21 protein-coding genes and 1 riboswitch are annotated in these 23,949 nt (G+C 69.9%); of the genes, 14 read left to right on the forward strand and 7 right to left on the reverse strand.

What is annotated here, in order from left to right:
- Positions 1 to 3 precede the first annotated feature (3 nt).
- From ABZX02_RS20710 to ABZX02_RS20720, 3 genes are all read left to right on the forward strand, one after another.
- The gene (locus tag ABZX02_RS20710) at positions 4 to 2,745 is read left to right on the forward strand and encodes a BTAD domain-containing putative transcriptional regulator (protein WP_355300200.1); all 2,742 of its coding nucleotides are present in this window, start codon (positions 4 to 6) and stop codon (positions 2,743 to 2,745) included.
- A gap of 63 nt (positions 2,746 to 2,808) precedes the next feature.
- Positions 2,809 to 2,964, forward strand: coding sequence for a DUF6131 family protein (locus ABZX02_RS20715; protein ID WP_090007203.1), 156 nt, complete (start codon positions 2,809 to 2,811; stop codon positions 2,962 to 2,964).
- A gap of 279 nt (positions 2,965 to 3,243) precedes the next feature.
- Positions 3,244 to 4,458: a mannosyltransferase gene (locus tag ABZX02_RS20720; RefSeq protein WP_355300201.1), complete on the forward strand. Its 1,215-nt coding sequence runs from the start codon at positions 3,244 to 3,246 to the stop codon at positions 4,456 to 4,458.
- A 318-nt stretch (positions 4,459 to 4,776) separates the two neighbouring features.
- Here the strand turns inward: ABZX02_RS20720 and ABZX02_RS20725 are convergent, their stop codons facing one another.
- Positions 4,777 to 5,070 (reverse strand): 4a-hydroxytetrahydrobiopterin dehydratase, encoded by a 294-nt coding sequence (locus ABZX02_RS20725; RefSeq protein ID WP_355300202.1) that lies wholly within the window; start codon positions 5,068 to 5,070, stop codon positions 4,777 to 4,779.
- Between the two features lie 34 nt (positions 5,071 to 5,104).
- Positions 5,105 to 5,215, forward strand: a riboswitch (TPP riboswitch).
- Between the two features lie 26 nt (positions 5,216 to 5,241).
- On the opposite strand from ABZX02_RS20725, the gene ABZX02_RS20730 reads away from it, so the two are divergent.
- From ABZX02_RS20730 to ABZX02_RS20745, 4 genes are read left to right on the forward strand one after another with little or no spacing between them, the layout of a single operon-like run.
- Complete coding sequence (locus ABZX02_RS20730) at positions 5,242 to 6,207, forward strand: thiamine ABC transporter substrate-binding protein (protein ID WP_355300267.1); 966 nt, start codon at positions 5,242 to 5,244, stop codon at positions 6,205 to 6,207.
- Positions 6,183 to 7,790, forward strand: a complete 1,608-nt coding sequence (locus tag ABZX02_RS20735) for an iron ABC transporter permease (protein ID WP_355300268.1) — start codon at positions 6,183 to 6,185, stop codon at positions 7,788 to 7,790. Before ABZX02_RS20730 ends, ABZX02_RS20735 begins: the two co-directional genes overlap by 25 nt.
- Positions 7,790 to 8,740 carry an ABC transporter ATP-binding protein gene (locus ABZX02_RS20740; RefSeq protein ID WP_355300203.1) on the forward strand — a complete coding sequence of 317 codons (951 nt, stop codon included), beginning with the start codon at positions 7,790 to 7,792 and terminating at the stop codon, positions 8,738 to 8,740. Before ABZX02_RS20735 ends, ABZX02_RS20740 begins: the two co-directional genes overlap by 1 nt.
- A gap of 12 nt (positions 8,741 to 8,752) precedes the next feature.
- Entirely contained in the window at positions 8,753 to 9,508 is a 756-nt protein-coding gene (locus ABZX02_RS20745) for an SDR family oxidoreductase (RefSeq protein ID WP_355300204.1), read from the forward strand.
- On the opposite strand, the gene ABZX02_RS20750 is transcribed toward ABZX02_RS20745, so the two are convergent.
- Genes ABZX02_RS20750 through ABZX02_RS20760 form a run of 3 tightly spaced genes read right to left on the reverse strand, consistent with a single transcriptional unit; the run spans position 9,505 to position 12,376 of the window.
- Positions 9,505 to 10,305, reverse strand: a complete 801-nt coding sequence (locus ABZX02_RS20750; RefSeq protein ID WP_355300205.1) for an ABC transporter permease subunit — start codon at positions 10,303 to 10,305, stop codon at positions 9,505 to 9,507. The genes ABZX02_RS20745 and ABZX02_RS20750 overlap by 4 nt on opposite strands.
- Positions 10,302 to 11,306 (reverse strand): ABC transporter ATP-binding protein, encoded by a 1,005-nt coding sequence (locus ABZX02_RS20755; protein WP_355300206.1) that lies wholly within the window; start codon positions 11,304 to 11,306, stop codon positions 10,302 to 10,304. Before ABZX02_RS20755 ends, ABZX02_RS20750 begins: the two co-directional genes overlap by 4 nt.
- On the reverse strand, positions 11,303 to 12,376 hold the full coding sequence (locus ABZX02_RS20760; RefSeq protein WP_355300207.1) for a hypothetical protein: 1,074 nt from the start codon (positions 12,374 to 12,376) through the stop codon (positions 11,303 to 11,305). Before ABZX02_RS20760 ends, ABZX02_RS20755 begins: the two co-directional genes overlap by 4 nt.
- Before the next feature lie 155 nt (positions 12,377 to 12,531).
- Here ABZX02_RS20760 and ABZX02_RS20765 point away from each other — a divergent pair, with 155 nt between their 5' ends.
- Genes ABZX02_RS20765 through ABZX02_RS20775 form a run of 3 tightly spaced genes read left to right on the forward strand, consistent with a single transcriptional unit; the run spans position 12,532 to position 15,281 of the window.
- Positions 12,532 to 13,245 (forward strand): response regulator transcription factor, encoded by a 714-nt coding sequence (locus tag ABZX02_RS20765; protein ID WP_355300208.1) that lies wholly within the window; start codon positions 12,532 to 12,534, stop codon positions 13,243 to 13,245.
- Positions 13,242 to 14,498, forward strand: a complete 1,257-nt coding sequence (locus ABZX02_RS20770) for an ATP-binding protein (protein ID WP_355300209.1) — start codon at positions 13,242 to 13,244, stop codon at positions 14,496 to 14,498. Before ABZX02_RS20765 ends, ABZX02_RS20770 begins: the two co-directional genes overlap by 4 nt.
- Before the next feature lie 9 nt (positions 14,499 to 14,507).
- Positions 14,508 to 15,281 carry a (deoxy)nucleoside triphosphate pyrophosphohydrolase gene (locus ABZX02_RS20775; RefSeq protein WP_355300210.1) on the forward strand — a complete coding sequence of 258 codons (774 nt, stop codon included), beginning with the start codon at positions 14,508 to 14,510 and terminating at the stop codon, positions 15,279 to 15,281.
- On the opposite strand, the gene trpS is transcribed toward ABZX02_RS20775, so the two are convergent.
- Entirely contained in the window at positions 15,274 to 16,197 is a 924-nt protein-coding gene (gene trpS, locus ABZX02_RS20780) for a tryptophan--tRNA ligase (RefSeq protein WP_355300211.1), read from the reverse strand. The two genes, ABZX02_RS20775 and trpS, sit on opposite strands and share 8 nt — an antisense overlap.
- A gap of 176 nt (positions 16,198 to 16,373) precedes the next feature.
- Between trpS and ABZX02_RS20785 the strand changes: the two genes are divergently transcribed.
- On the forward strand, positions 16,374 to 16,676 hold the full coding sequence (locus ABZX02_RS20785; RefSeq protein ID WP_355300212.1) for a YciI family protein: 303 nt from the start codon (positions 16,374 to 16,376) through the stop codon (positions 16,674 to 16,676).
- A 367-nt stretch (positions 16,677 to 17,043) separates the two neighbouring features.
- Here the strand turns inward: ABZX02_RS20785 and ABZX02_RS20790 are convergent, their stop codons facing one another.
- Together ABZX02_RS20790 and ABZX02_RS20795 are read right to left on the reverse strand one after the other, a co-directional pair.
- Positions 17,044 to 17,265, reverse strand: coding sequence for a hypothetical protein (locus ABZX02_RS20790; RefSeq protein ID WP_355300213.1), 222 nt, complete (start codon positions 17,263 to 17,265; stop codon positions 17,044 to 17,046).
- Positions 17,262 to 17,417, reverse strand: a complete 156-nt coding sequence (locus tag ABZX02_RS20795; protein WP_162185756.1) for a hypothetical protein — start codon at positions 17,415 to 17,417, stop codon at positions 17,262 to 17,264. The genes ABZX02_RS20790 and ABZX02_RS20795 overlap by 4 nt, the downstream gene beginning before the upstream one ends.
- 165 nt (positions 17,418 to 17,582) lie before the next feature.
- On the opposite strand from ABZX02_RS20795, the gene typA reads away from it, so the two are divergent.
- The 3 genes from typA to ABZX02_RS20810 all read left to right on the forward strand — a co-directional run bounded on the left by typA (position 17,583) and on the right by ABZX02_RS20810 (position 23,869).
- On the forward strand, positions 17,583 to 19,478 hold the full coding sequence (gene typA / locus ABZX02_RS20800; protein WP_355300214.1) for a translational GTPase TypA: 1,896 nt from the start codon (positions 17,583 to 17,585) through the stop codon (positions 19,476 to 19,478).
- A 645-nt stretch (positions 19,479 to 20,123) separates the two neighbouring features.
- Positions 20,124 to 21,785 carry an ABC transporter family substrate-binding protein gene (locus ABZX02_RS20805; RefSeq protein ID WP_355300215.1) on the forward strand — a complete coding sequence of 554 codons (1,662 nt, stop codon included), beginning with the start codon at positions 20,124 to 20,126 and terminating at the stop codon, positions 21,783 to 21,785.
- 302 nt (positions 21,786 to 22,087) lie between these two features.
- Positions 22,088 to 23,869, forward strand: a complete 1,782-nt coding sequence (locus ABZX02_RS20810) for an ABC transporter family substrate-binding protein (protein WP_355300216.1) — start codon at positions 22,088 to 22,090, stop codon at positions 23,867 to 23,869.
- Positions 23,870 to 23,949: the final 80 nt, after the last annotated feature.

Genomic DNA, 23,949 nt, shown 5'->3' on the forward strand with positions numbered 1-23,949 from the left:
GTTGTGATCGTCGAGTACCGCGTCCTGGGGCCGCTCGAAGTGCTCCTCGACGGCGACCCCGTCGTTGTCCCGGCCGGCCGCGGACGCGTGCTGCTCGCCACACTCCTGTTGCGCGCCAACGAGTTCGTGCCGGTCGACGAGCTGGTCGACCGGGTCTGGGACGGCGAGCCGCCCGCACCGGACCGCGCGCACAAGACGTTGCAGACGGTCGTGCTGCGGCTGCGGCAGGCGCTGGGACCGGCCAACTGCGTCCGCACGTCGGCGCGCGGGTACATGGCCGAGGTCGGCCCCGACCAGCTCGACCTCGCACGGTTCCGCCGCCTCGCCGCGCAGGGCGAGCACCGGGCGGCGCTGGCGCTGTGGCGGGGTGAGGCACTGGCGAACGTCGTCTCGGACTCGCTGCACCGCGAGGACGTGCCGGGGCTCGCCGAGGAGCGGGTCGTCGCGCTGGAGCGCCGCATCGACGAGGACCTCGCCCTCACCACCGACGTGCTGGTGCCGGAGCTGCGGTCGCTGGTGCGGCGGTACCCGGTGCGCGAGACGTTCTGGGCCCAGCTGGTGCTCGCGCTGCACCGCGCGGGCCGCCAGGCGGAGGCGCTCGAGATCTACCAGGAGGCCCGCGCCCGCCTGGCCGACGAACTGGGCGTCGAGCCCGGCGTCCGGCTGCGCGAGGCGCAGCAGCAGGTGCTCAGCGGTGACGTGCCCGCGCAGGCAGCGATCCCGCGCCAGCTGCCCGCCGCCCACCCGCACTTCGTCGGTCGCCAGGACGAGCTCACCCAGCTGACCGAGCTGCACGAGTCGCGGCCCGGCGAGCCCGTGCTGATCTCCGCGATCAACGGCATCGGCGGCGTCGGCAAGACGACCCTCGCGCTGCAGTGGGCGAACCGGGTGGCCGGACGGTTCCCGGACGGCCAGCTGCACGTCAACCTGCGCGGGTTCGACTCGAGTGCCGAGCCGCTCGACCCCTTCGGCGTGGCGCGGGACTTCCTGGCAACGCTCGGCGTTCCGCCGGCGAGGTTGCGCTCCCTGTCCGACGACGCGGTGGTCGCCGAGTACAGGTCGACGCTGGCGCGGCGCCGGATGCTGGTGGTGCTGGACAACGCGAGGAACGTCGAGCAGGTGCGCCCGTTGTTGCCCGGTGGCACCGGCAACCTGGTGATCGTCACCAGCCGGAACCACCTGAGCGAGCTCGTCGCGCGGGAAGGGGCCCGATCCGTGGCGCTGGACGTCATGGACGAGCGGGCCGCGACCGGCCTGCTGGTCGAACGGATCGGCGCGGAGCGGGTCGCGGCCGAGCCGGATGCCGTCGCGCGGCTGGTCGAACGGTGCGCGGGTCTGCCACTCGCGCTGGGTGTCGTGGCCGCCCGCGCGGCCTACGGTGACCCGCTCGCGGTGCTCGCGGACGAACTGGAGCGGGAACGGCTCGACGCGCTCGACATCGACGACCCCAGCACCGGTGTCCGCTCCGTCTTCTCCTGGTCACTGCGGTCCACCAGCGAGCCGGCGACCCGGTTGTTCGTGCTGATCGGCCTGCATCCGGGGCCTGACTTCGCGGTGGAGGCCGCAGCGAGCCTCATCGCGCTGCCGGTGGACGAAGTGCGACGGGCGCTGCGCGAGCTGGTGGCGCGCAGCCTGCTCACCGCGATGGACAGCGGACGGTTCTCGCTGCACGACCTCTTGCGGGACTACGCCGCCGAACGCGTGACTGTGATGCCGGAGGAGGAGCGGCGTGCGGCACTGCGCAGGATGCTCGACCACTACCTGCACACCGCGCACGCCTGCTGGCAGCAGCTGCAGTTCAACATCCCCCCGATCGTGACGGAACCGCCCGCTGCGGGGGTGCTGCTACAACCGGTCGCGGACGCCGACACGGCATGGGCGGTGTTCGGCGTCGAACACCGGGTGATGCTCAACGCCGTCGAACGAGCGGACGAGTTCGGAGCGGACGAGTTCATCTGGAAAGTGATGTTCGTGATGCACGGCTACCTCGCCCGTGAGGGGTACATGTACGACGTCGCCGCTGGTCACCGGCGGGGCCTTGCGGCGGCGGAGCGGCTCGGAGACCTCCACGCGCAGAGCCTCATGAACCGCAGGCTCGCCGCCACGCTGATGAGCTTCGGCGAGTACGTCCAGGGGGAGCACCACCTGCGGGAGGCGATCCGGTGCGCACAGCCTGCCGGTGACGTCCTCGCGGAGGCGCACCTGCGGCGCGGGCTCGCCTTCACCTACGAGAAGCAGGACCGCTTCGCGGAAGCGCTCGACGTGCTGGCGGAGGTCCATCCGCGCGTGGAAGGGCACAGTGACAGTTACGAGGTGGGACGTCACTTCGCCGCGTTCGGCAGAGCCCATCACAACGTGAGCGAGGGCACCCGCGCGCTCGAACTCTGCCTGGCCGCGGCGCGGAAGTTCGAGGAGACTGCGTACAACGGCCAGGACGAGGGTCCTGCGGCCAACCTCGAGACGCTGGGAGACATCTATCTCGGGCTTGGCCGTCACGACGAGGCCATCGAGAGCTACGAGCGTGCGCTGGCGTTGTGGCGGCGCATGCGTGACGGGACCAACGCCGCTGCCTGCCTCCTGGTGCTCGGGAAGGCCCTCATCGGCGCTGGACTGCCAGAGCGCGGCAGGCAGGCTCTCGCCGAGGCGCTGGAAGTGATCGCCACCGTGCCGGAGGGGGGACACAGCTTCGGCGTCGAGGAGCTGCAGGAAGCGCGTGACCTGATTGCATCACTGACAAATGTATGACGCGAGGTTTGTACCGACCTCCGCCGGGTACCTCTAGTTCAGGATTCCCCACCTGGAGGTGTCATGATCGTCCTCGGACTGATCCTGCTCGTCGTCGGATGGCTGGCTGGTATCAGCATCCTGACGACGCTTGGCGTGGTGCTGCTGGTGATCGGCGCGATTCTCGCCGTGCTCGGCGCGGTCGGCAAGCCGATCGGTGGTCGTGCGCACTACTTCTGATCGCCGCTCGGATCACCGTTCCTCCCCTCGGAAACGGTGAAGGGGGAGTCTCCTTTGTGGAGGCTCCCCCTTCTTTTTGTCTCACAACGGTTTTACACGTTGTTCTTGGCGCGAGCGGCGGCGGCGAACACTCCGAACGCGACCCCCAGCATGGCCAGAGCGGCGACAGCGGCAACAACAAGATCAACAGACATGATCAGAAAAACTCCCTCTTGCGATCTCTCCCGTCTTGATGACGCCGGGGTACCCCGTTTCGTTGCCTCGGGTAACGTTTTCGGGGTGAAACTCCGTGCTGTGGAAGCGCGAGTGCTCTCCGTAGCGCCGTGGCTGTTCGGGTTGTCGGTGCTCGGGCACCTGTTCATGGTCGCCTTCCAGACGAAGATGACCATGATCGACCTGCTGGTGTACCGCAACGGATCGCCGCACCTGTTCCAAGGTGATCTCTACGAGTGGCGGCTCGACCAGTACGCGGACGTGTTCCCGCTGCCGTTCACGTACCCGCCGTTCGCGGCCGCGATCTTCACGCCGATGAGCTGGGTGCCGTGGGAGGCCTCCCGGTGGATCTGGCAGCTGATCTGCCTGGGCTGCCTGTACTTCATCGTGCGCACCAGCCTGAAGCTGCTGAAGCTCCAGGACCCGCGCCGCGCCATGATGTGGACCGCGCTGACGCTGTGGATCGAGCCGGTCCGCACCACGCTCAACTACGGCCAGATCAACCTGGTGCTGGTCGCGATCCTCATCGGCACGCTCGCCAGCGCGCGCAACTGGGTGGGCGGCGCCGGCGTGGGGTTCGCCGCCGGCATCAAGCTCACGCCCGCGATCTCCGGGCTGTACTTCCTGATCCAGCGCCGCTGGATGGCCGCTGTGTGGTCGTTCGTCGCTTTTGTCGTCGTGTACGGCATCGGCTGGGCCATCTCGCCGTCGCAGTCGGACAAGTTCTGGTTCCAGCTGCTCGGGGACGCGAGCCGCGTCGGGCCGGTCGGCAGCGCCATCAACCAGTCACTGCGCGGAGCCCTGAGTCGCACGTTCGGCTACGACGTGAAGACCGGGCCGATCTACATCGTGGCCGTGCTGATCGCCGCCGCGCTCACCTGGTTCGCGGTCAGCAGGACCAAGGACGTGCTGGCGCTGATCGTCAGCGTCCAGATGCTCGGCCTGCTCGTCTCGCCGATCTCGTGGAGCCACCACTGGGTGTGGATGGTGCCCGCCCTGCTGTGGCTGGTCTACGAGGGCGGGCACCTGCTCTGCAAGATCACCGCCGGTCTGTGGGTGGTGCTGACCGGCGGCTACCTGATCTCGTTCCTGCTGCTGGCCCAGCCGAACATCTGGGACTTCCCGCGACCGTGGATCTTCGTCGTGCTCGGCTGGGGCTATCCGGCCGCGGGCGTGCTCACGCTGGTCGCGATCGGGCTAGCAGCCCGGCGTCAGCGGGACGAGCTGCTGCCCCGCGACGAGGAAGCTGCCGACGGCGAACCCAGCCGAGTCTCCGGCTGACGCGGGCCTCCAGGAGTTGCGGGCCGCGGTCCAGCCGAGCATCGCCTGGCCATCGTCCGCGAGCGCGATCCGCGTGAACGACGGCAGCGCCATGTTCAGCGCGTCCGGGGCGAAGGGGGTTCGCCGGGTCGACCGGCAGCAGGTAGGAGTTCGCCTGTACCCACGGCCACGTCTTGTGGTTGCTGATGCCGGTGGTCCGCACCTGGGCGAGGTCGCCGACGTGGAAGCCCGCGTTGGCGACAGAAAGTGATGTGCGCAACCGCATGAGGGTGTTCCCTCTCCACTCCGCGGGCGGCGGCAGCGCACATCTTGACCGAATCAGCTCATCGCGTCCAGGACTCCGTCGATCTCCTCGGCGAGAGTCACGTCGAGGGCGGTGATTCCTCCCTTGAAATGCGTGCTCAGGCGAAATGTCAGTGTCTTGTAACGGATGTCGATGTCCGGGTGGTGGTTGTCGTTCTCCGCGATCTCCGCGATCCGGTTCACGACCATGATCGCCTGCGGGAAGCTCGCCAGCTCCACGGTCCGGACGAGCGCCGCGTCCTGCGCGGTCCAGTCGGGCAGCTTGGGCAGCACGTCGTTCAACTGATCGTCGCTCAACAGCTCGGCCATGTCCTGATCGTCCCACCACGTCACGTAAGCTGCGCGTTTACCACGGGAGTCCGGTGAAGCGCCGGGCTGAGAGGAGGGCTCGCAAGCCCTCGACCGTCCACCTGATCCGGGTCATACCGGCGTAGGGAGAGGTTTGACGTGAGAAGGATTTTCGCTGTTTGCGCTGCTCTCGTGCTGGCCGGCTGTTCGGCCGGTGCGCCGACGGCGCCGCAGTCGCACGAGGTCACGCTGGTGACCCACGACTCGTTCGTGGTGAAGCCGGAGGTGCTGGACGAGTTCCAGAAGTCCTCGGGCATCACCGTGAAGCAGATCGCCAGCGGGGACGCGGGTGAGCTCACCAACAAGCTGGTGCTCACCAAGGCGAACCCGATCGGCGACATCGCGTTCGGCGTCGACTCGACGTTCGCCTCGCGTGCGCTGACCGAGGGCGTGTTCGCCGAGTACGCCTCGCCGGAGGCCTCCAAGGGCGCCCAGCGGTACAAGGCCGACGACACGAACCGGCTGCAGGCCGTCGACGTCGGTGACGTGTGCCTCAACATCGACCCGGCGAAGCTCGGTGGCGTCGAGCCGAAGTCGTACGACGACCTGATCGACCCGAGGTTCAAGGACAAGCTGGTCGTCGAGAACCCGGCCACCTCGTCGCCGGGGCTCGCGTTCCTGCTCGGCACGATCGCCAAGTACGGCGAGAACGGCTGGCAGGACTACTGGACCAAGCTCAAGGCCAACGGCGTCAAGGTCGTGAGCGGCTGGGAAGAGGCCTACAACCAGGAGTTCTCCGCCACCAAGGGCGACCGGCCGATCGTGGTGTCGTACGCGTCGTCGCCGTCGGCCGAGGGCGGCAAGACCAAGGCCGTGCTCGACACCTGCTACCGGCAGGTCGAGTACGCGGGCGTGCTGACCGGGGCGAAGAACCCCGAGGACGCCAAGAAGGTCCTCGACTTCCTGCTGGGCGAGAAGTTCCAGGCCCAGGTGGCCGAGCAGATGTACGTGTACCCGTCGCGCGAGGGCGTCGCGCTGCCCGAGTCGTGGGCCAAGGACGCTCCGCTGCCGTCTTCGCCGCAGTCGCTGCCCGCGGACAAGGTGAAGGACAACCGCGAGGCGTGGGTCGAGCAGTGGCGCAAGCTGGTGCAGGGCTGAGTTCGCGGACGGGGTGGTCGGCGGCGGCACTGCTGCCGCTCGCCTTCCTCGCCCTGTTCTTCGCCTGGCCCGTCCTCGCCATCGTCGCCCTCGGCTTCCGCGAAGGCGGTGTGCTGAAGGCACTCGGTGAGGGCGACACGTGGGAGCTGGTCGGGTTCACCCTCGGCCAGGCCGCCGCGTCGACGGTCGTGGCCGTCGTCGCCGGGATGCCGCTCGCGTTCGTCCTGGCGCGGTGCAAGATCCGCGGCCTGGGTGTGATCCGCGCGGCCGTGATGGTGCCGTTCGTGCTGCCGACCGTGGTGGTGGGCCTCGCGTTCCGGACGTTCTGGCCGGACGGCGGGGTGCTGCCGATCGTGCTGGCCAACGCGTTCTTCAACGTCGCCGTGGTCGCGCGGACCGTGGGTGGGCTGTGGGCACACACAGATCGGCGGGCCGAGGACGCTGCACGGGCGTTGGGCGCGTCACGGCCGCGAGCGTTCCTCTCGGTCGTGCTGCCCGCGCTGGCGCCGGCGATCGGGTCGGCCGCCGCAGTCGTGTTCCTGTTCTGCGCCACGAGTTTCGGCGTCGTGCTGGTACTGGGCGGGTCGCGGTACCGGACGCTGGAGACCGAGATCTACCTGCGCACGGTCGAGCTGTTCGACCTGTCCGGGGCGGCGGCGTTGTCGTTGCTGCAGTTCGCGGCCGTGCTCGCGGTGCTGGTGCTGGGAGCGCTGGCCCGGCGGCGGCGCGAGACCGCGCTCGCGTTGCGGGGCAGGGAAGAGCTGGCGCGGCGCCCGTCCGGCGGCGAGTGGTACGTCGTGGCCGCCGCCTTCGCGGTGGTGGCGACGCTGCTGGTGCCCGTGGTGGGGCTGGTGGCCAGGTCACTGTCCACCCGGGACGGTTGGAGCTTCGCCGGGTACGTGGCGCTGACCACCCGCGGCGACCGGGGAACGCTGGCCGTGACCGGGATCGACGCGGCGGTGAACTCGTTGCGGACCGCTTTCGACGCGACGCTCGTGGCGTTGGTGGTCGGGGTGTTCTCGGCCGTCGTGCTGGTCGGGCTGCGGCGGTCCGGCGCGCGGTTCGCCGAGGTGCTGGACACCGCGCTGATGCTGCCGCTCGGCGTGTCCGCGGTGACGGTCGGCTTCGGGTACCTGATCACGATGGACGCGCTGCCCGGCGACTTCCGGACCTCGCCGCTGCTGGTGCCGCTGGCGCAGGCGCTCGTGGTGACGCCGTTGATCGTGCGGATGGTGCTGCCGGTGCTGCGGGCCGTCGACGAACGGCTGCGGCAGGCGGCGGCGACGCTGGGCGCCTCGCCGGCCCGCGTGTGGCGCGAAGTGGACCTGCCGCTGGTCGGCCGGTCGCTCGTGGCGGCGGCCGGGTTCGGGTACGTGGTGGCGCTGGGCGAGTTCGGGGCGACGAGCTTCCTCGCGCGGCCGGACGCGCCGACGTTGCCGGTGGTGATCGCGCGGCTGATGTCGCGGCCGGGGGAGTTGAACAGCCAGATGGCCTACGCGGCGTGCGCGCTGCTGATGGTCGTGACGGTCGGGTGCGTGCTGCTGATCGAACGGCTGCGCGTGCCGAGCAGCGGGGAGTTCTGATGGCACTGGAACTGGACTCGATCACCGTCCGCTATGGACAGACGACCGCCGTGTCGGACGTGTCGCTCGAGGTGGCGGACGGCGAGGTCGTCGCGCTGCTCGGGCCGTCCGGGTGCGGCAAGTCGACCCTGCTGCGCGCCGTCGCCGGGCTGGAGAAGCCCTCTTCCGGTGCCGTGCGGTGGGATTCCGCCGACCTGGCGGGCGTTCCGGTGCACCGCAGGGAGTTCGGGCTGGTGTTCCAGGACGGCCAGCTGTTCCCGCACCGCACGGTCGCCGGGAACGTGGCGTTCGGCCTGCGCATGCAGAAGGTCGAGCGGGAAGCGCGGGACAAGCGCGTGCTCTCGTTGCTGGAACTCGTCGGCCTGGAGGGGTATGCGGGGCGTCGCGTGACGCAGCTGTCCGGCGGCGAGCAGCAACGGGTCGCGCTGGCGCGGGCACTGGCTCCCTCGCCGCGCCTGCTGCTGCTGGACGAACCGCTGTCGGCCTTGGACCGCGCACTGCGCGAACAGCTCGCGGTCGACCTGGCCCGGCTGCTGCGCGAGGCCGCGACCACCGCGCTCGTCGTGACGCACGACCACGACGAGGCCTTCACCCTGGCCGACCGGGTCGCGATCATGTCGCGCGGCCGGATCGTCCAGGTCGGCCCGCCGGCGCAGGTGTGGTCGTCGCCCGTGGACGTGGAGACCGCGAAGTTCCTGGGCTGCAGCAAGTTCGTGCCCGGTTCGTTCGTGGGGCTCGACGTCGAACGGGTGGGGCTGCGCGCCACGGCGTTGCGCGTGGACGCCGACGGCCTGCTGGAAGGCACGGTGCTGGAACGGGTCCACCGCCGCGACCACGTGCGGCTGCTGGTGGAGATCGGCGGCGAGGAGTACGAGGCCGTGGGACCGGTGTCCGTCGGCGACCGCGTGCGGCTCGCAATCGACTTGGACGGCGTCGCGCGCGTCGGGTAGTCATTGAGCCCTATGGGACTTCTTGACGGACGCGTCGCACTGGTCACCGGCGTGAGCAGGCGGGCGGGCATCGGCTACGCCATCGCCTCCCGGCTGCGCGCGTTGGGCGCCGACCTGTTCGTGCAGCACCACGTCGCGCACGACGCCTCGCAGCCGTGGGGCGCCGACGCCGTGGACGAGGTGCTGGAGGACATCGGCGCGCCCGGTCTGGGCGTGGACCTGGCCCGGCCGGAGGCACCCGAGGAGCTGGTGGCCGCGGCCGTCGAGGCGTTCGGACGGGTCGACATGTTGGTGTGCAACCACGCGCGATCCGGCGGAGACGGGCCGTTGGGAGAGCTGACGGCCGAGATGATCGACGAGCACTACGCCGTGAACACCCGGTCGTCGATCCTGCTGGCGCAAGCGTTTGCCCGGCGCTGGACCAGGACCGACGGCGGACGGATCGTGTTCCTGACGTCCGGCCAGAACCTCGGCCCGATGCCCGGCGAGATCGCCTACGCGGCGTCGAAGGGCGCGCTGGCGGCGATCGTCGCGACGCTGTCGCACGAGCTCGCGGACCGGGGGATCACCGTCAACGCGGTGAACCCCGGCCCCACCGACACGGGGTGGGCGGGGCCGGAGCTCACCGAGTTCGTGAACGAGCGAATGCCGTTGAAGCGCTGGGGTCAGCCGGACGACGCGGCCCGGCTGATCTCCTGGCTCTGCACGCCCGACGCTGCCTGGATCACCGGACAGGTGCTCAACAGCGAGGGCGGCTTCCGCCGCTAGTTGTCCTTCGTGATCAGGCGGATCGCCGCAAGCCCGGTCCCGATCAGCAGGTAGCACCCGGCCAGCAGTGTGCTGTCGCCGATCTGCCCCCACGGGATCGGGTCGCGCATCACGTCGACCAGCCCCGGGAAGCCCGTCGTGATCAGGAACGGGTGCAGCCAGTCCAGCGACGGGAACTGCCCCAGCACCTGGAACACGATGATCGTCGTCATGGTCGCCGCCTGCACCACGAGCGGGTGCTCGGTGGTGGCCGAGACGGCGAGGGCGACCGCGCCGACCGACACCATCTGGAACGTCACCAGGACGATGAACAACGCGATGCGGACCAGGCCCTCTCCGGTCGAGAGGGTCGTGCCGGACAGCGTCGCCATGCCGTCGGAGCCGAGGAACGCGGTGCCGGCGATGATGCCGACGACGGCCATCAGCGTGACGGCGAACAACGACATCGCGGCGAGGCCGAAGAGCTTCACGAACAGCAGCCGCACCCGCGACACCGGCGCGACCAGCAGGCCGCGCAACGTGCCGTGCTGGGCCTCGCCCGCCAGGCCGTCCGCCGCCCAGATCGACGCCACCAGCGGCAGCAGCAGGTTGAGCGACAGGAACAACGTGAAGATCGGGACGATCAGGCCGTTGCCCTGGATGATCGCGGCGAGCCCGGGGCCGCCGCTCTCGTCGCCGGCCGTCCAGACGCCGAAGCTGATGACGATCGGCACCAGCACGAGCCCGAACAGGCCGATGAGGGTGCGCGGGCGCCGCAGCATCCAGCGCACCTCGGAGCCGAACTGACGCGTGATCATCGGCGTCCCCCGTCCAGGGTGTCCACAGCGGACATTCCGCGCTCGGCCTCCTCGGCCTCGGTGAGCCGCGCGAACAGCTCCTCCAGGCCGGTCTTCCAGCGCGTCGCCTCGAACACGCGCGCGCCGCCCTGCACCAGCGTCTCGATCACCTGCGGCGCGCTCGTGCCGGCGAGCTCCACGCGGAGCCCGTCACCGAGCGGCCGGGCCGAGATCTTGGCCTGCCGCAACGCGCTCAGCGCCACCTCGACGTCCGGGGTGATCACCTGGAGGGCCGAGCCGCCCGCCTGCAGCAGCTCGGTCAGTTCTCCCTGCGCCACCACGGTGCCGCGGTGCAGCACCGCGACGTGCGTGCAGGTGGCCTCGACCTCGCTCAGCAGGTGGCTGGAGACCAGCACCGTGCTGCCGGACGCGTGCAGGTCCGCGATGATCTTGCGGATCTCCCGCGTGCCGGCCGGGTCGAGGCCGTTGGTCGGCTCGTCGAGCACGACGAGCTTGCGCGGCACGAGCAACGCCGCGGCCAGGCCGAGACGTTGCTTCATGCCGAGCGAGTACCCCCGGTACCTGCGGTGGGCCGCCTGGGCGAGCCCGACGCGTTCGATGGCGTCCTCGACCGCCTGCTTGATCTCCTTGCGGGGCAGCAGAGGCTCGAACGCGGCACACCTGACGAGGTTCTCCCGTCCACTGAGGAACGGGTGGAACCCCGGACCCTCGACCAGCGCGCCCACGTGCGGCAGCGCCTGCTCGGCTCCCTCCGGCAGCGGCCTTCCGAGCAGTTCGATCTCCCCCTGCGTGGGGCGGACCAGCCCGAGCAGCATCCGGATCGTGGTCGTCTTGCCGGACCCGTTGGGGCCCAGCATGCCGAGCACGGCACCTTCCGGCAGCTCGAGGTCGACGCGGTCGACGGCGACCGTGCTCCCGTACTCCTTGCGCAGTCCCTTGGTCCGCGCGGCGACGGCCGTCTTCGACGGAACCGTCACCGGCGCGCTGGTCGAGGTGGTCACTTCACCTGTCCGATCGTGTCGAACAGGACCTGCTCGGGCACGGCACCCGCGACCACGCGGCCGTCGTCCGCGATCAGGATCGTGGCGACCTTCGTGGTGAACAGCTGGCCGCTGCCCCAGGTGCCGCTGACCTTCTTCGTGAACCTGTCGACCAGGCCCTGGGCCTCGGCCGGCACCTGGGTCATGGCCTGCGCCGGGATGCGCGCGCCCACGACCGTGTCCCAGCCCGTGCCGAAGATCTGCGGGTCCTCACCCTGCAGAGCCTGCTCCAGGCCGAGCTCGGGCCTGCGGTCCTCCCGCTGCTCCTTGTCCTCCGGCGTGCTGACCTTCGCCTGCGCCGGCGGCGTGAACTCGAAGAGCTTCGGGTCCTGCGGGCCGACGTTGATCTGGCTGAAGCCGACGGTGCCCGCGGGCTCCGCCGTGCCGTTGGTCAGCACGGCGACGCGCAACGGCATCTTGAGCTCGGCGTCGACGGCGATCCGCACCTCGCGGATCAGCGTCTTCTCGCTGGCCTTGGGGGTCAGCACGAGCTCGTAGGCGGCACGGTTCGCGACGCGCGCGGTGCCGTCCACGGTGATGTCGCTGAACTCCTTGGTCATGCCGACGACCTGCTTGGCCGCCTCGGCCGGGTTGACCGACTCGGCCTGCTCCGGCTTCTCGGCCTTCGGCTCGTCCGCCTTGTGCTCGGACTTCACGACCTCGTTGTCCGCGGAGTTCCACGACCAGGTGGTCGTGCCGTCGTTCACGATGGTCTGCTCGGACTGGCCGTTCGGCAGGGCGGCGCGGAACTTGCCGGTGCCGTCCGTCCAGATCCGCGCGCTGTGCTTGCCGTCGGCGAGCTGCGGGATCTCGGAGATCGCCGGGAGGCCGAGTTTGTTGTCGACCTCCACGGTTCCGCCGAACGCACCCGGCTTGCTCGTCAGCACCTGTTCCACGAGTGACTCCGCGGACACGTCCGGGAGTGATGGCGGCTGGCCCGCACCCGCTGGCATGGCGAGCAGGCTCAGGCCTGCCGCACCGGTGATCACACCGGCCGCCGCAGCGGCCAGGGTCACCTTTCGCTTGTTCATCAGTGGTCCCCTCCTCCAAGGGCTTGTAGTCACAGCTTGGTGGTGGGTTGCTGAGATGGTGCTGAGACTAGTCCCACCTGCGGTTATGTGCTCGTGACGAGGTCGTTTCTGAGAGTCGGCTGAGATCATGCGCGCGGCTGGGAGTCCGGAACGGCATGCTGTGTCCCGTGAAGCCTCGAGTGCTGGTCGTGGACGACGAAGTCGGCGTGCGCCGGGCGCTGGAACGCGGCCTGTCGGCCGAAGGCATGGAGGTCGTCACCGCGGCCGACGGCCCCACCGCGCTGCGGGTGGCGCTGACCGGGGCGTTCGACGTGGTGCTGCTCGACATCATGCTGCCGGGCCTCTCGGGTTACCGGGTGTTGCAGCGCATGCGCGCCGACGGGGTGCGCACGCCCGTGCTGATGGTCTCCGCCAAGGACGGCGAGATCGACCAGGCCGACGGCCTCGACCTCGGCGCCGACGGGTACCTGGTCAAGCCGTTCAGCTTCGTCGTGCTGGTGGCACAGGTCAGGGCGTTGCTGCGGCGCGGTGGCGGGGCGCGGCGCAAGCTCACGCTGGGGAACCTGGTGATCGACCGCGGCCTGCGCGAGGTGAGCTGGGCCGGGCTCGACGTGTCGCTCAGCCCCCGCGAGTACGCGGTGCTCGACGTGCTCGCGTCGCGCGCGGGGTCCGTGGTGACCAAGGACGAGCTGCTGCGCACGGTCTGGGGCGACGAGCAGGCCGCGACCCGCAACGCCGTCGAGGTCTACGTCGGGTACCTGCGCCGCAAGCTCGACGCCGTGGGGGCCGGTGAGGTCGTGCGGACCATCCGCGGACACGGGTACATCGCGTCCACGCCGGACCTCGACAACGCGCTGGGGAACAGGTGACGCCTGGCTGGTGGTTGCGGCGCACCCTGCGCTTCCGCATCACCGTCGTGGCCACCGGGGTCGCGCTGCTGTGCCTGCTCGCGTTCACCGGACTCGCGCCGGCGTTGATCGGGCTGATCCAGATCACCGCCGTGGACCAGGAGCTCGCGAAGTCGGAACCGCGGCTGCTGGACGTCTCCGGCGCGCCGGTCGACGGCAAGCCACCGCTCGCGCTGACCGACCAGGACATCCGGACCCTGCGGTCCGGCGAACCGGTGCTGCGGATGGACGGGGCCTCCGCGCTGCGCTACCGAGGCCAGGTGGTGTTCACCGGGGACGGCACGCCGCGCCTGGAGGTCTACGGCAGCACGTTGCTCGGCTACGAGAACGCGAACACGCTCGGCACCCGCTGGCTCGCCGTCGCGGCCGTGCTGGTGGCCGGGCTGGTGGGCATCGCGACGTGGCTCTCGGTGCGGTCGTCGCTGCGGCCGGTCGAACGGATGCGGGTCGCGGCGGGGGAGCTGCCGCACGGTGAACGGCTGCCGGTGCCGCCCTCGCGCGACGAGCTGCAGGCGCTGGCCGAGGCGTTGAACGCGTTGCTGGCCCGCCGGGACGAGGCCTCGGACCGGTTGCGGCGCTTCACCGGCGACGCCGCGCACGAGCTGAGGTCGCCGGTCGCGTCCGTGCGGGCGCAGGCCGAGGTCGCGGTGGCGCACCCGGATCCGGACTTCTCCATCGAGGTGCTGGAGTCCGTGGTCGAGGAGTCGATCCGGCTCAGCGCGCTGGTGGACTCGTTGCTCATCCTGGCCCGCGCGGACACCGGGGCGCCGCCGCGGGCCGAGGCCGTGGACCTGGTGCTGGAGGCCGAGGCGGCGATCTCGCGCCTCGACACGGAACTGCTGGTGCGGCTCAACGCGCCGCCGTCGGCGTGCCTGGTGTCGGCCACGCGGTCCGAGGTCGAGCTGGTGCTGGACAACCTGCTGCGCAACGCCGCCCGGTACGCGTACTCGACGATCACGCTCACGCTGGTGCCGGTCGGGCGGGACGTCCGGTTGCTCGTGGACGACGACGGGCACGGCATCCCCGCCGAGCACCGGACGAAGGTGTTCGACCGGTTCTACCGGGTGGAGGAGGACCGCGGGCGCAGCTCCGGAGGCTTCGGCCTGGGGCTCGCGCTGGTCTCGCACCTCGTGGAGCGGCGGGGCGGCTCGGTGCGGGCCGCCGAGTCCCCGGCCGGTGGTGCGCGTTTGGAGATCCGCTGGCCGTCCTGGTAGCAAGCTCTGGTGCCAGAGTTGCGAGCGTCGGCACTGGTCGACGCGCCGGTTGCCGCTGTCGCGGGTGCCCTGTTGGACACCTCGCTGATCACCGGGTTCGGGGTGGAGGTCCCGAATTCCTTGCTGTGCCGGGGAGATGTGCTCACCGGGCCGTTCGGCGTCCGGCTGACGGTCACCCGTGCCGATCTGTCCGGAGTGTCGGCGGCGGGCGGTTTCCTGGAGCTGCACACGGATCTCGTGGTCACCGGTGCAGGGACGATGGTGATCGACCGCGTCGCGTGGACCTCCGTGCGCGGCGTCGTCGGGAGGGTCGCGGACCTGACCGTCGGACGCGGGATGGCGTTGCGGGTGCTGGAGAAGCGCTCGGCGCTGCTCGCCCGGCGGTGTGAGGAGCTGCGGGCGGCGCGGGTCGTCGTCGGCGCGGCGATCGTCCGGGGTGGACGGTTGCTGGCGCAGCAGCGGTCGTACCCGGAAAGTCATGCGGGGCAGTGGGAACTGCCCGGCGGGCGGGTCGAGCCGGGGGAGAAGCCCGCGGACGCGCTGGTGCGCGAGTGCGTGGAGGAACTGGGCGTGCGCGTGGTCGTCGGCGAGCAGGTCGGGCCGGACGTGCCGTTGAAGAAGGACATGGTGCTGCGGATCTTCGCCGCGGAGCTCGCCGACGGTGAGCCGGAGGCGTTGGAGCACAACGCTGTCCGGTGGATCACCGCCGACGAGGTCCCCGGGTTGGACTGGCTGCCGGCCGACCGCGTGCTGGTGCCGGCCCTTCAGGAGCTCCTCAACTGAGCCCGGACAGGCGCAGGGCCGCGTTCAGCCGGTGCTGCGCGCGGTCGCGGGCCCGTTCGGCACCCGACGCCCTGATCCGGTCCAGCTCCGCCGGGTCGGCGAGGAGCTCCAGCGTGCGGTCGCGGACCGGGCGAAGTTCCTCGATCACCGCTTCGGCGACGACGTTCTTCAGGTCGGCGAACCTGCTCGTGTAGTCCTCGGGCTCCTTGCCGGTGCAGGAGGCGAGGATCTCGGTCAGGTTCGCGATGCCCTCCGTCGACGAGACGGCCCTGCGGACCTTGCGCCGCACCAGGTCCGGCTCGTCGAGCACGAACACCACGCCCGCGGAGTTCTGCGCCGACTTGTCCATCTTGCGCTCCGGGTCCGCGAGGTCCTTGATGCGCGCTCCGACCTTCGGCACCACCGCGGTCGGCACGATGAACGCGTCGCCGTACGCGTGGTTGAACCGCCGAGCCAGGGCGCGCGCCAGTTCGACGTGCTGGAGCTGGTCCTCTCCCACCGGCACCTCCGCGGTGCCCTGCAGCAGGATGTCCGCGGCCATCAGCACCGGGTAGGTGAGCAGGCTCAGCCGCACGGACTCGCGGCCGAGCGACTTCTCCTTGAACTGGATCATCCGCGCGGCCTCGCCGTAGGTGCAGGTGCACTCCAGCACCCAGTTCAACGCCCCCAGCTCGCGGATCAGGTCGCTCTGCACGCACACGCTGGCCGGGTCGATGCCGGACGCGACGAGCACGGCGAGCTGTTCGCGCGTCATGGCTCGCAGGCGTTGCGGGTTGTGCGAGGACGTCATCGCGTGCAGGTCGCTGATGAAGTACACGTCCTCGTCGGTGCCCTCCTTCGCCCACGTGCGCAGGGCGCCCAGGTAGTTGCCCAAGTGCACCTGGCCGGAGGGCGTGATGGCGGAGAGGCGGATCATGGTCGGTCCTTCCGTGGGGACCGCCCGTGCGTGCGCATCAAAAAAGCCGCCCGTCCGGGCGGCCAGTTGGTTCGCGTCAGTGGTGTCTGCGCGCTGCTACTCCGGCCGCCTGAAAGCGGCCCACCAGAAGGCGTTCAGAGTGCGCACGATCATGAGTATAGGTCTACCGTCAACGCATGTTCATCGTGCTGCTGAAGTACGTCGCGCCACTGGAACAGATCGACTACGCCCTCCCCGACCACCGCGAGTGGGTCGAGAAGCAGTACGAGCGAGGTCTCTTCCTCGCCTCGGGGCGTCAGGTGCCGAGGACGGGCGGCGTGATCATCACGCGGCCCATGCCCCGGGGCAAGCTCGAAGCGCTGCTCGCCACGGACCCGTGGGCCGAGCAGAAGCTGGTGAAGTACGAGATCTGCGAGTTCGAGGCGACGCGGACGGCGCCCGAGCTCTCGAAGCTGAACGAGGCCGTGCTCCAGTCTTAGGTCGGCTCAGCCAGCCACTCGATCGCCGCTGCGGGTGCGTCGTCGACGACCACGTGCGGGGTGATCGGGTCGTTGCCGTACGTCCGGCAGGGGGTCCGCGCCACTGCAACGCCGTCCGGCCGCCGTTGTGCACGTGGCCGCGCCGCACGGCCCAGCTCGTCCGCCGTGTCGGCCGATGGACCTGCCCCGCTCGGCCTCGCCGAGCAACGGGACGACGACCGTGAGCACCGGCACCTCGCCGCCGCGGTCGCCGTGCGGGTCGACCACCCAGCTGGTCGGTCGCCGGGCGATCAGGCCGCGACACGCGCGGACCCGCCGCGACGTGGGCCCGGCCGTTGCGGCAGGACCAGCCGCCCGGCTCCTGCCATCATCCCGCCTGTCGAAGTGACGGCGTGCGGTCCGCGGCCGTGATGAGGTGGGTGTGCGGGTTGCCGAGGGCGGCGATCACGTGCCGGATCGCCTCGTCGGCGTCCTCGACGGCGTGAGCTTGCGCACGTAACGAGGGCCAGTCGGCGCCCGCGCTCTCGATCGAGTGGCGCTGGAGGAGGTCGAGCGCCGTGTCGACGTACGCGTGGCCCGCCGGTCTCAAGCGGCCTTCTTCAGGGCCTTCTTGGCGGCCTTCGCGGCCTTCTTCGCCGCCTTCTTCCTGGCCTTGTCCCGTTCCTTGAGCAGGAACGGAACCGGGCAGCGCTTGCACTGGGGCTTCGACCGGCAGCACTTCTTCTTGAGCTTTTTACCCACTGGTTGAACTCCACTCCGCCACGTATCGCTAGAGTAGGTGAGGCTCACTTCACTGGCACTCTTGTGTGGTAATGGCGACGCAGCCGGTAGTATCAAACGCGGCCCTGCGCATCGAAGTGTCCGGCGCGAGCCCCTCCAACGCCTTCGAAGCTCTAGGAGTTCTGCGTGCCCACGGCCACCGCGTCTGCCCTTCAGACGCGCACTGACCTGCGAAATGTCGCGATCGTCGCGCACGTCGACCACGGCAAGACCACCCTGGTCGACGCCATGCTGCGCCAGTCCGGCGCCTTCTCCGCGCGTGCCGAGCTCGTCGACCGGGTCATGGACTCCGGCGAGCTGGAGCGCGAGAAGGGCATCACGATCCTCGCCAAGAACACGGCCGTGCGCAGGCACACGCCGGACGGCGACGTGATCATCAACGTCGTCGACACCCCCGGCCACGCCGACTTCGGTGGCGAGGTCGAGCGTGCCCTGTCCATGGTCGACGGTGTCGTCCTGCTCGTCGACGCGTCCGAGGGCCCGCTGCCCCAGACGCGCTTCGTGCTCCGCAAGACCCTCGCCGCCGGCCTGCCGGTGATCCTGCTGGTCAACAAGGTCGACCGCCCCGACGCCCGGATCTCCGAGGTCGTCGAGGAGGCCCACGACCTGCTGCTCGACCTCGCGACCGAGGTGGGCGCCGACGAGTCCGTCCTGGACCTGCCGGTCGTCTACGCCTCCGCGCGCGCCGGTCGCGCGTCGCTCACCCAGCCCGAGGACGGCGGCCTGCCGGACGAGGAGAACCTGGACACGCTGTTCCAGGTGCTGCTCGAGCACATCCCGGCCCCCCAGGTCGACGTCGACGGCCCGCTGCAGGCGCTCGTCACGAACCTCGACGCCTCCACGTTCCTCGGCCGCATCGCGCTGTGCCGCATCCACCAGGGCACGCTGCGCAAGGGCGAGACCGTGGCCTGGTGCCGCGAGGACGGCGAGCCCGTCAAGGTCCGCATCACCGAGCTCCTCATCACCGAGGCCCTCGACCGCCAGCCGGCCGAACTGGCCCGCGCCGGTGACCTGGTCGCGATCGCCGGCATCCCGGACATCACGATCGGCGACACCCTCGCCGACGCCGAGGCCCCGGTCGCGCTGCCCCGCATCACGGTCGACGAGCCCGCGATCTCGATGACCGTCGGTGTGAACACCAGCCCGCTGGCCGGCCGCAACGGTGGCACCAAGCTCACCGCCCGCATGCTCAAGTCGCGCCTCGACTCGGAGCTCATCGGCAACGTGTCCGTGCGCGTCCTCCCGACCGAGCGCCCGGACACCTGGGAGGTGCAGGGCCGCGGCGAGCTCGCCCTGGCCATCCTGGTCGAGCAGATGCGCCGCGAGGGCTTCGAGCTCACCGTGGGCAAGCCGCAGGTCGTCACCCGCACGGTCGACGGCAAGGTCCACGAGCCGTTCGAGCGCCTGTCCGTCGACTGCCCCGAGGAGCACCTCGGCGCCGTCACGCAGCTCCTCGCGAACCGCAAGGGCCGCATGGAGAACATGTCGGGCCACGGCACCGGCCGCATCAAGCTCGACTACGTGGTCCCGTCGCGGGGCCTCATCGGCTTCCGCACGGAGTTCCTCACCGAGACCCGCGGCACCGGCATCGCCAACGCCGTCTCCGAGGGCTACGGCCCGTGGGCGGGCGAGATCCGCACCCGCCACAACGGCTCCCTGGTCGCCGACCGCAGCGGCTCCATCACCGCCTACGCGATGATCCAGCTCGCCGACCGCGGCACGTTCTTCGTCGAGCCGGGCGCCGACGCGTACGAGGGCATGGTCGTGGGCGAGAACCCGCGCGCCGAGGACCTCGACGTCAACGTCACCCGCGAGAAGAAGCTCACGAACATGCGCTCCTCCACGGCCGACGTGATGGAGACCCTGGCCCGCCCCCGCAAGCTCTCGCTGGAGGAGGCGCTGGAGTTCTGCGCCTTCGACGAGTGCGTGGAGGTGGCGCCGGAGGTCGTGCGCGTCCGCAAGGTGATCCTGGACGCGAACCTGCGCGGCCGCGAGCGCTCGCGCCTGAAGCAGCGCGGCTAGCAGCAAGCTGAACGCCTGACGGGGCGGGCTGGGCCGAAGGCCTGGCCGCCCTTCGTCGTGTCCGGGAGAGGCAAACGGGAGCACGCAGGGCGACCCCTCCGCTGGAACAGGAACCAGCCGCAGAACCCACGAGGCAGGCAGACAACCGCCCCAGAACAGGCGCCCGCCCACCCAAGGCCAACCACGCACGAGGCCTGGCGTGGCGATGCGAAGCGAGCCGGACGAACCTCTACGGCGCCGGGCAGCGGTTCGGGTACGCGAAGGCGATCGGGGCTTGACCTCGAGGGGCGGGGTGCTACCCCTGACGGGCACGGCCGGGCGCTTTTCAGCCCGGCCTTTTCCGGCCGTCCACAGCGCCCCGCCAGAGGCTCGAGGTCAAGCCCCGATCGCAACCCACTACGGGTTCGTGCCGACCTGATGGACCACCCTCGCAAGGTGACGGGACGCACAGGAGGCGACCACCCCGCTGGAACAGGCGCCAGCCCACGCAAGGTGACGAACAACCCGAACCACTCTTCCAGGTGAGCCGTACTACTCACCGAACGAGCAACCCCGCCGAACCACCACACGTCCCTACACGTGGCAAGGGTGACAAAACCTGGGTTGCCCGACCGCCACCACCACCCTTCTGGCAGTGTGAGGACCATGAGGCGACTCGGGGGAGTGCTAGCTGCGGCCGTCCTGTGCGGCACCGCTGCGGCGTGCACGAACGCGCCGCCTCCCCCGCTGGTCCCCAAGTCCGAGGCCCCGGTCATCACCACCACGGGCCCGAAGGTGACCGAGATCGTCGTCGGCGTGGACGACGTGGCGGGCGGCTACAACCCGCACGCCCTCGCGGCCCAGAGTCCCATCACGACCGCGCTCGGCTCCCTGCTCCTGCCGAGTCCGTTCCGGCCGGGCAACGACGGCGCGCCGCAGCTCGACCGCAACCTCATGGTCAGCGCGAAGGTCACCAAGGCCGAGCCGTTCACCGTCACCTACACGATCCGCAAAGACGCGAGCTGGTCGGACAGCGCACCGATCGCCGCCGAGGACTTCTACTACCTGTGGCAGCGTATGCGCGCCGAACCGGGAGTTGTGGATCCGGCAGGTTACCGGCTCATCAACAACATCAGCGCCCGCGAGGGCGGCAAGACCGTCGAGGTCGCGTTCGGCAAGCCGTTCCCCGGCTGGCGGAGCCTCTTCTCGAACCTCCTGCCCGCGCACCTGCTCAAGGACGCGCCCGGCACGTGGTCGAACGTGCTCGCCACCGGGTTCCCCGCCACCGCCGGGCCGTTCCAGGTGCGCAGCCTCGACGAGCCGCGCGGTGAGGTCGTGCTCGAGCGCAGCGACCGGTACTGGGAGGTGCCGACCACGCTGGACCGGGTCGTCCTGCGCCGGGCCACGCACAGCGCGATGGCCGAGTCGCTGTCCAAGGGCGACAACCAGGCCGCGCTGCTGCGGGCCGACGCGGCGGACGTGAACCTGCTCAAGACGCTCGACGAGGTCACCACGAAGCCGGTGCCGCGCAACGAGGTCGTGCAGGTGCTGCTGCGGCCCGCCAGCGAGCAGCTCAAGGACGTGACCACGCGCAAGGCTGTCGTCGCCGCGCTCGACCGCGACGCGCTGATCGCGTCCGGCACGCAGAGCGGACCCAGCGCCTCGTTCCGCGCCGACTCGTACGTCGTGCCGCCGAGCCGCGCCGGGTACGTGAAGACCATCAACGGGAACACGCTCGACGCCGCGGCCAGCGAGCGGCTGCTGACCGAGGCCGGGTACGCGAAGACCGGCGGTCAGTGGCAGAAGGCCGGCAAGGCACTCAAGCTGCGCATCGCCGCGCCCGAGAAGAGCGAGCCCTACGTCGGCCTCGCTAACCGCATCAAGGCCCAGCTCGCGGAGCGCGGCATCGACTCCGAGGTCGTCACGCCCACGGCGGAGGACCTCTTCAGCAAGCAGCTGACCGAGTCCGACGTCGACATCGCTGTCGTACCGCGCGTCGACACCGGCGACACGGCGGCGGCGCTCGCCAGCTGGTTCGGGTGCGCGGGGGAGGCACCGGACGGTGCCACGCCCAGCCCGCAGAACCCCGCCGGCTTCTGCGACCAGGCCATCCAGGCCGACATCGACTCCGCGCTGAACGGCAAGGTCCTCGTGGCCGACGTGCTGGCGAGGGTCGAGCCGTTGATCGCCGCCCAGGCCGTGGCGGTGCCCCTGTTCCAGGTCGTCGACCTGCTCGGGGTGCTGCCGACGGTTTCAGGTGTCGACACCGGGGCACCCCTGGCGGGCGTGCTCAGCGGAGCACCCGAATGGCGGCGTCTCGACAAGTAGTCGAGGGGCCCGAAATTGCGTTGCGCGCGGCCTCGGAGCGTTGCTACGTTCGGCCGCCTTCATTGACAGAATTCCGCGTGCCCGGTCAACGAACGCTTTCGCCCGGTAATCGGGCCATTGCGGCCTGCTACAACCTGTTTCCATTGGGTCACGATCGCCCTCTCAGGTAGTGACCGCCGCCTCAACGGGTTCTTACCGTGCTGCCCACGATGTGCCGGTTCGGGGCGCGTATGGCACATCACGGTTATGGGTGTGCTCGCCGTCCTGGCGACGGCCGCCCAGTGCTAGGAGGGCACGTGTCGATGAGGAGAACCAAAGCACTTCCGGCGATCGCGCTGGTCGCCAGCGCGTCTCTCGTGCTGGGTGCATGTGGTGGTGGCGGTGGCGGGAGCAGCGACGCGAACGGTGGCGACTCCACCATCGCGGAGATGGCTGTCGCACGCGGTGAATCCGCGGACGGCTACACCGCGCCGGAGACGAAGGAGAGCGACCAGGTCGTCGTCTCCACTGACAAGGCGTTTACGGCGTACAACAACGCGACGGAGGACGCCAACCAGTCCTACAACACGTTCGCGCTGGTTCTCACGCAACCGGGTGCGCACATCCTGAACGGCAACAACAAGTACAGCCTGAACAAGAACGTCATGGAGAGCGTCGAGGTCACCTCGAAGTCTCCGCAGGTCGTCACTTGGAAGCTGAAGAAGGGCGTCACCTGGTCCGACGGCGAGGCCTGGGACTGCGACGACTTCTACCTGGCGTGGTTCTCCCAGAGCAACTCGGCCAAGAAGGCCGACGCCGGCAAGTACTTCAAGGCCGCCGGTACCACCGGCTACGACCTGATGTCCGGTGAGTGCAAGGACGACCAGACGTTCGTCGGGTCCTTCTCGAGCCCGTACCCGGACTACATCGGCCTGTTCAACAACGACGTCCTTCCCGCGCACATCCTCGAGAAGAACGCCGGCGTCGCCGACATCACCAAGCTGAACAAGGACTCCGCCGCCGCGGACATCCAGAAGGCCGCGGACTTCTGGAACGAGAAGTGGAACGGCTTCACCAAGGACCTCATGCCTGGTGCCGGTCCCTACGTGCTGACCGCCTTCGAGCCGAACCAGTCGGTGACGCTCGAGCGCAACCCGAAGTGGATCGGCGCCAAGGGTGGCCCCGCCAAGATCATCCTGAAGGCCGTTCCGGACCCCGTCGCGCAGGCGCAGGCGCTGGAGAACGGTGAGGTCGCCGTCAACTCCATGGCCCAGCCCGACGCGAACGCCGCGACGAAGCTCAAGGGCCTGAGCGCCCAGGGCATCACGTTCGGCGCGGGCCCCGGCCTGTCGTTCGAGCACCTCGACATCCAGTTCAAGAACCCGGTGCTCGCCAAGGAAGAGGTCCGCAAGGCCTTCTTCATGTGCGTCAAGCGCCAGGACATCATCGACAAGCTGATCTCCGAGGTGCAGTCCGACGCGAAGCCGCTCGGCAGCCTGATCTTCTTCCCGAAGGACGAGGGCTACAAGGACGTCTACGCCGAGAAGGCCAAGGGCGACCCGGCCGCGGCGAAGAAGATCCTCGGTGACGCGGGTTGGACGCAGGGTGCGGACGGCGTGTTCGCGAAGGACGGCCTGCGCGCCTCCTTCCGGATCAGCCACACCGACATCCCGCGGCGCAAGCAGACCGTCGAGCTGATCCAGGGCCAGTGCAAGGAAGCCGGCATCGAGGTCAAGGACGACACCGACCCGAACTTCCTCGACGAGCGCGTTTCGCAGGGTGACTACGACGTCGCGCTGTTCGCGTGGTCCGGTGGTCCTCTCAAGAGCGACAAGAAGTCGATCTACGAGACCGGCGGTGGCCAGAACTGGCAGAACCTGAGCGTCCCGGCTGCCGACGCCGCCATGAAGGAGGCCGTCTCGCAGACGTCGATCTCGGACTCGCTCAAGCTGTTCGCGAAGGCCGACGAGGAGATCGCGAACGCCTACGGTTCGCTCCCGCTCTTCCAGATGCCGAACATGTGGGCCTTCAAGGGTCTCGACCGCGTGTACTTCCAGAGCTACTACGGCGCGCTGTGGAACGCCAACGAGTGGCAGACCAAGTAATCGCCATAGCTGAAGTGCGCAACGCCTGACCGGGCGGGGCCGGACCACGAGTCCGGCCCCGCCCGAGCCGGGTTGCCCCC

The sequence above is a fragment of the Lentzea sp. NPDC003310 genome, from assembly GCF_040610935.1.
Taxonomy (GTDB): domain Bacteria; phylum Actinomycetota; class Actinomycetes; order Mycobacteriales; family Pseudonocardiaceae; genus Lentzea.

Coding starts and splice junctions, on each gene's coding strand:
- ABZX02_RS20715 (WP_090007203.1), top strand. CDS start 2,809: ATGATCGTCCTCGGACTGATCCTGCTCGTCGTCGGATGGCTGGCTGGT.
- ABZX02_RS20745 (WP_355300204.1), top strand. CDS start 8,753: ATGGGACTTCTTGACGGACGCGTCGCACTGGTCACCGGCGTGAGCAGG.
- ABZX02_RS20805 (WP_355300215.1), top strand. CDS start 20,124: ATGAGGCGACTCGGGGGAGTGCTAGCTGCGGCCGTCCTGTGCGGCACC.
- ABZX02_RS20785 (WP_355300212.1), top strand. CDS start 16,374: ATGTTCATCGTGCTGCTGAAGTACGTCGCGCCACTGGAACAGATCGAC.
- ABZX02_RS20750 (WP_355300205.1), bottom strand. CDS start 10,305: ATGATCACGCGTCAGTTCGGCTCCGAGGTGCGCTGGATGCTGCGGCGC.
- ABZX02_RS20740 (WP_355300203.1), top strand. CDS start 7,790: ATGGCACTGGAACTGGACTCGATCACCGTCCGCTATGGACAGACGACC.
- ABZX02_RS20725 (WP_355300202.1), bottom strand. CDS start 5,070: ATGGCCGAGCTGTTGAGCGACGATCAGTTGAACGACGTGCTGCCCAAG.
- trpS (WP_355300211.1), bottom strand. CDS start 16,197: ATGATCCGCCTCTCCGCCATCACGCCCTCCGGCCAGGTGCACTTGGGC.
- ABZX02_RS20810 (WP_355300216.1), top strand. CDS start 22,088: ATGAGGAGAACCAAAGCACTTCCGGCGATCGCGCTGGTCGCCAGCGCG.
- ABZX02_RS20765 (WP_355300208.1), top strand. CDS start 12,532: ATGCTGTGTCCCGTGAAGCCTCGAGTGCTGGTCGTGGACGACGAAGTC.
- ABZX02_RS20760 (WP_355300207.1), bottom strand. CDS start 12,376: ATGAACAAGCGAAAGGTGACCCTGGCCGCTGCGGCGGCCGGTGTGATC.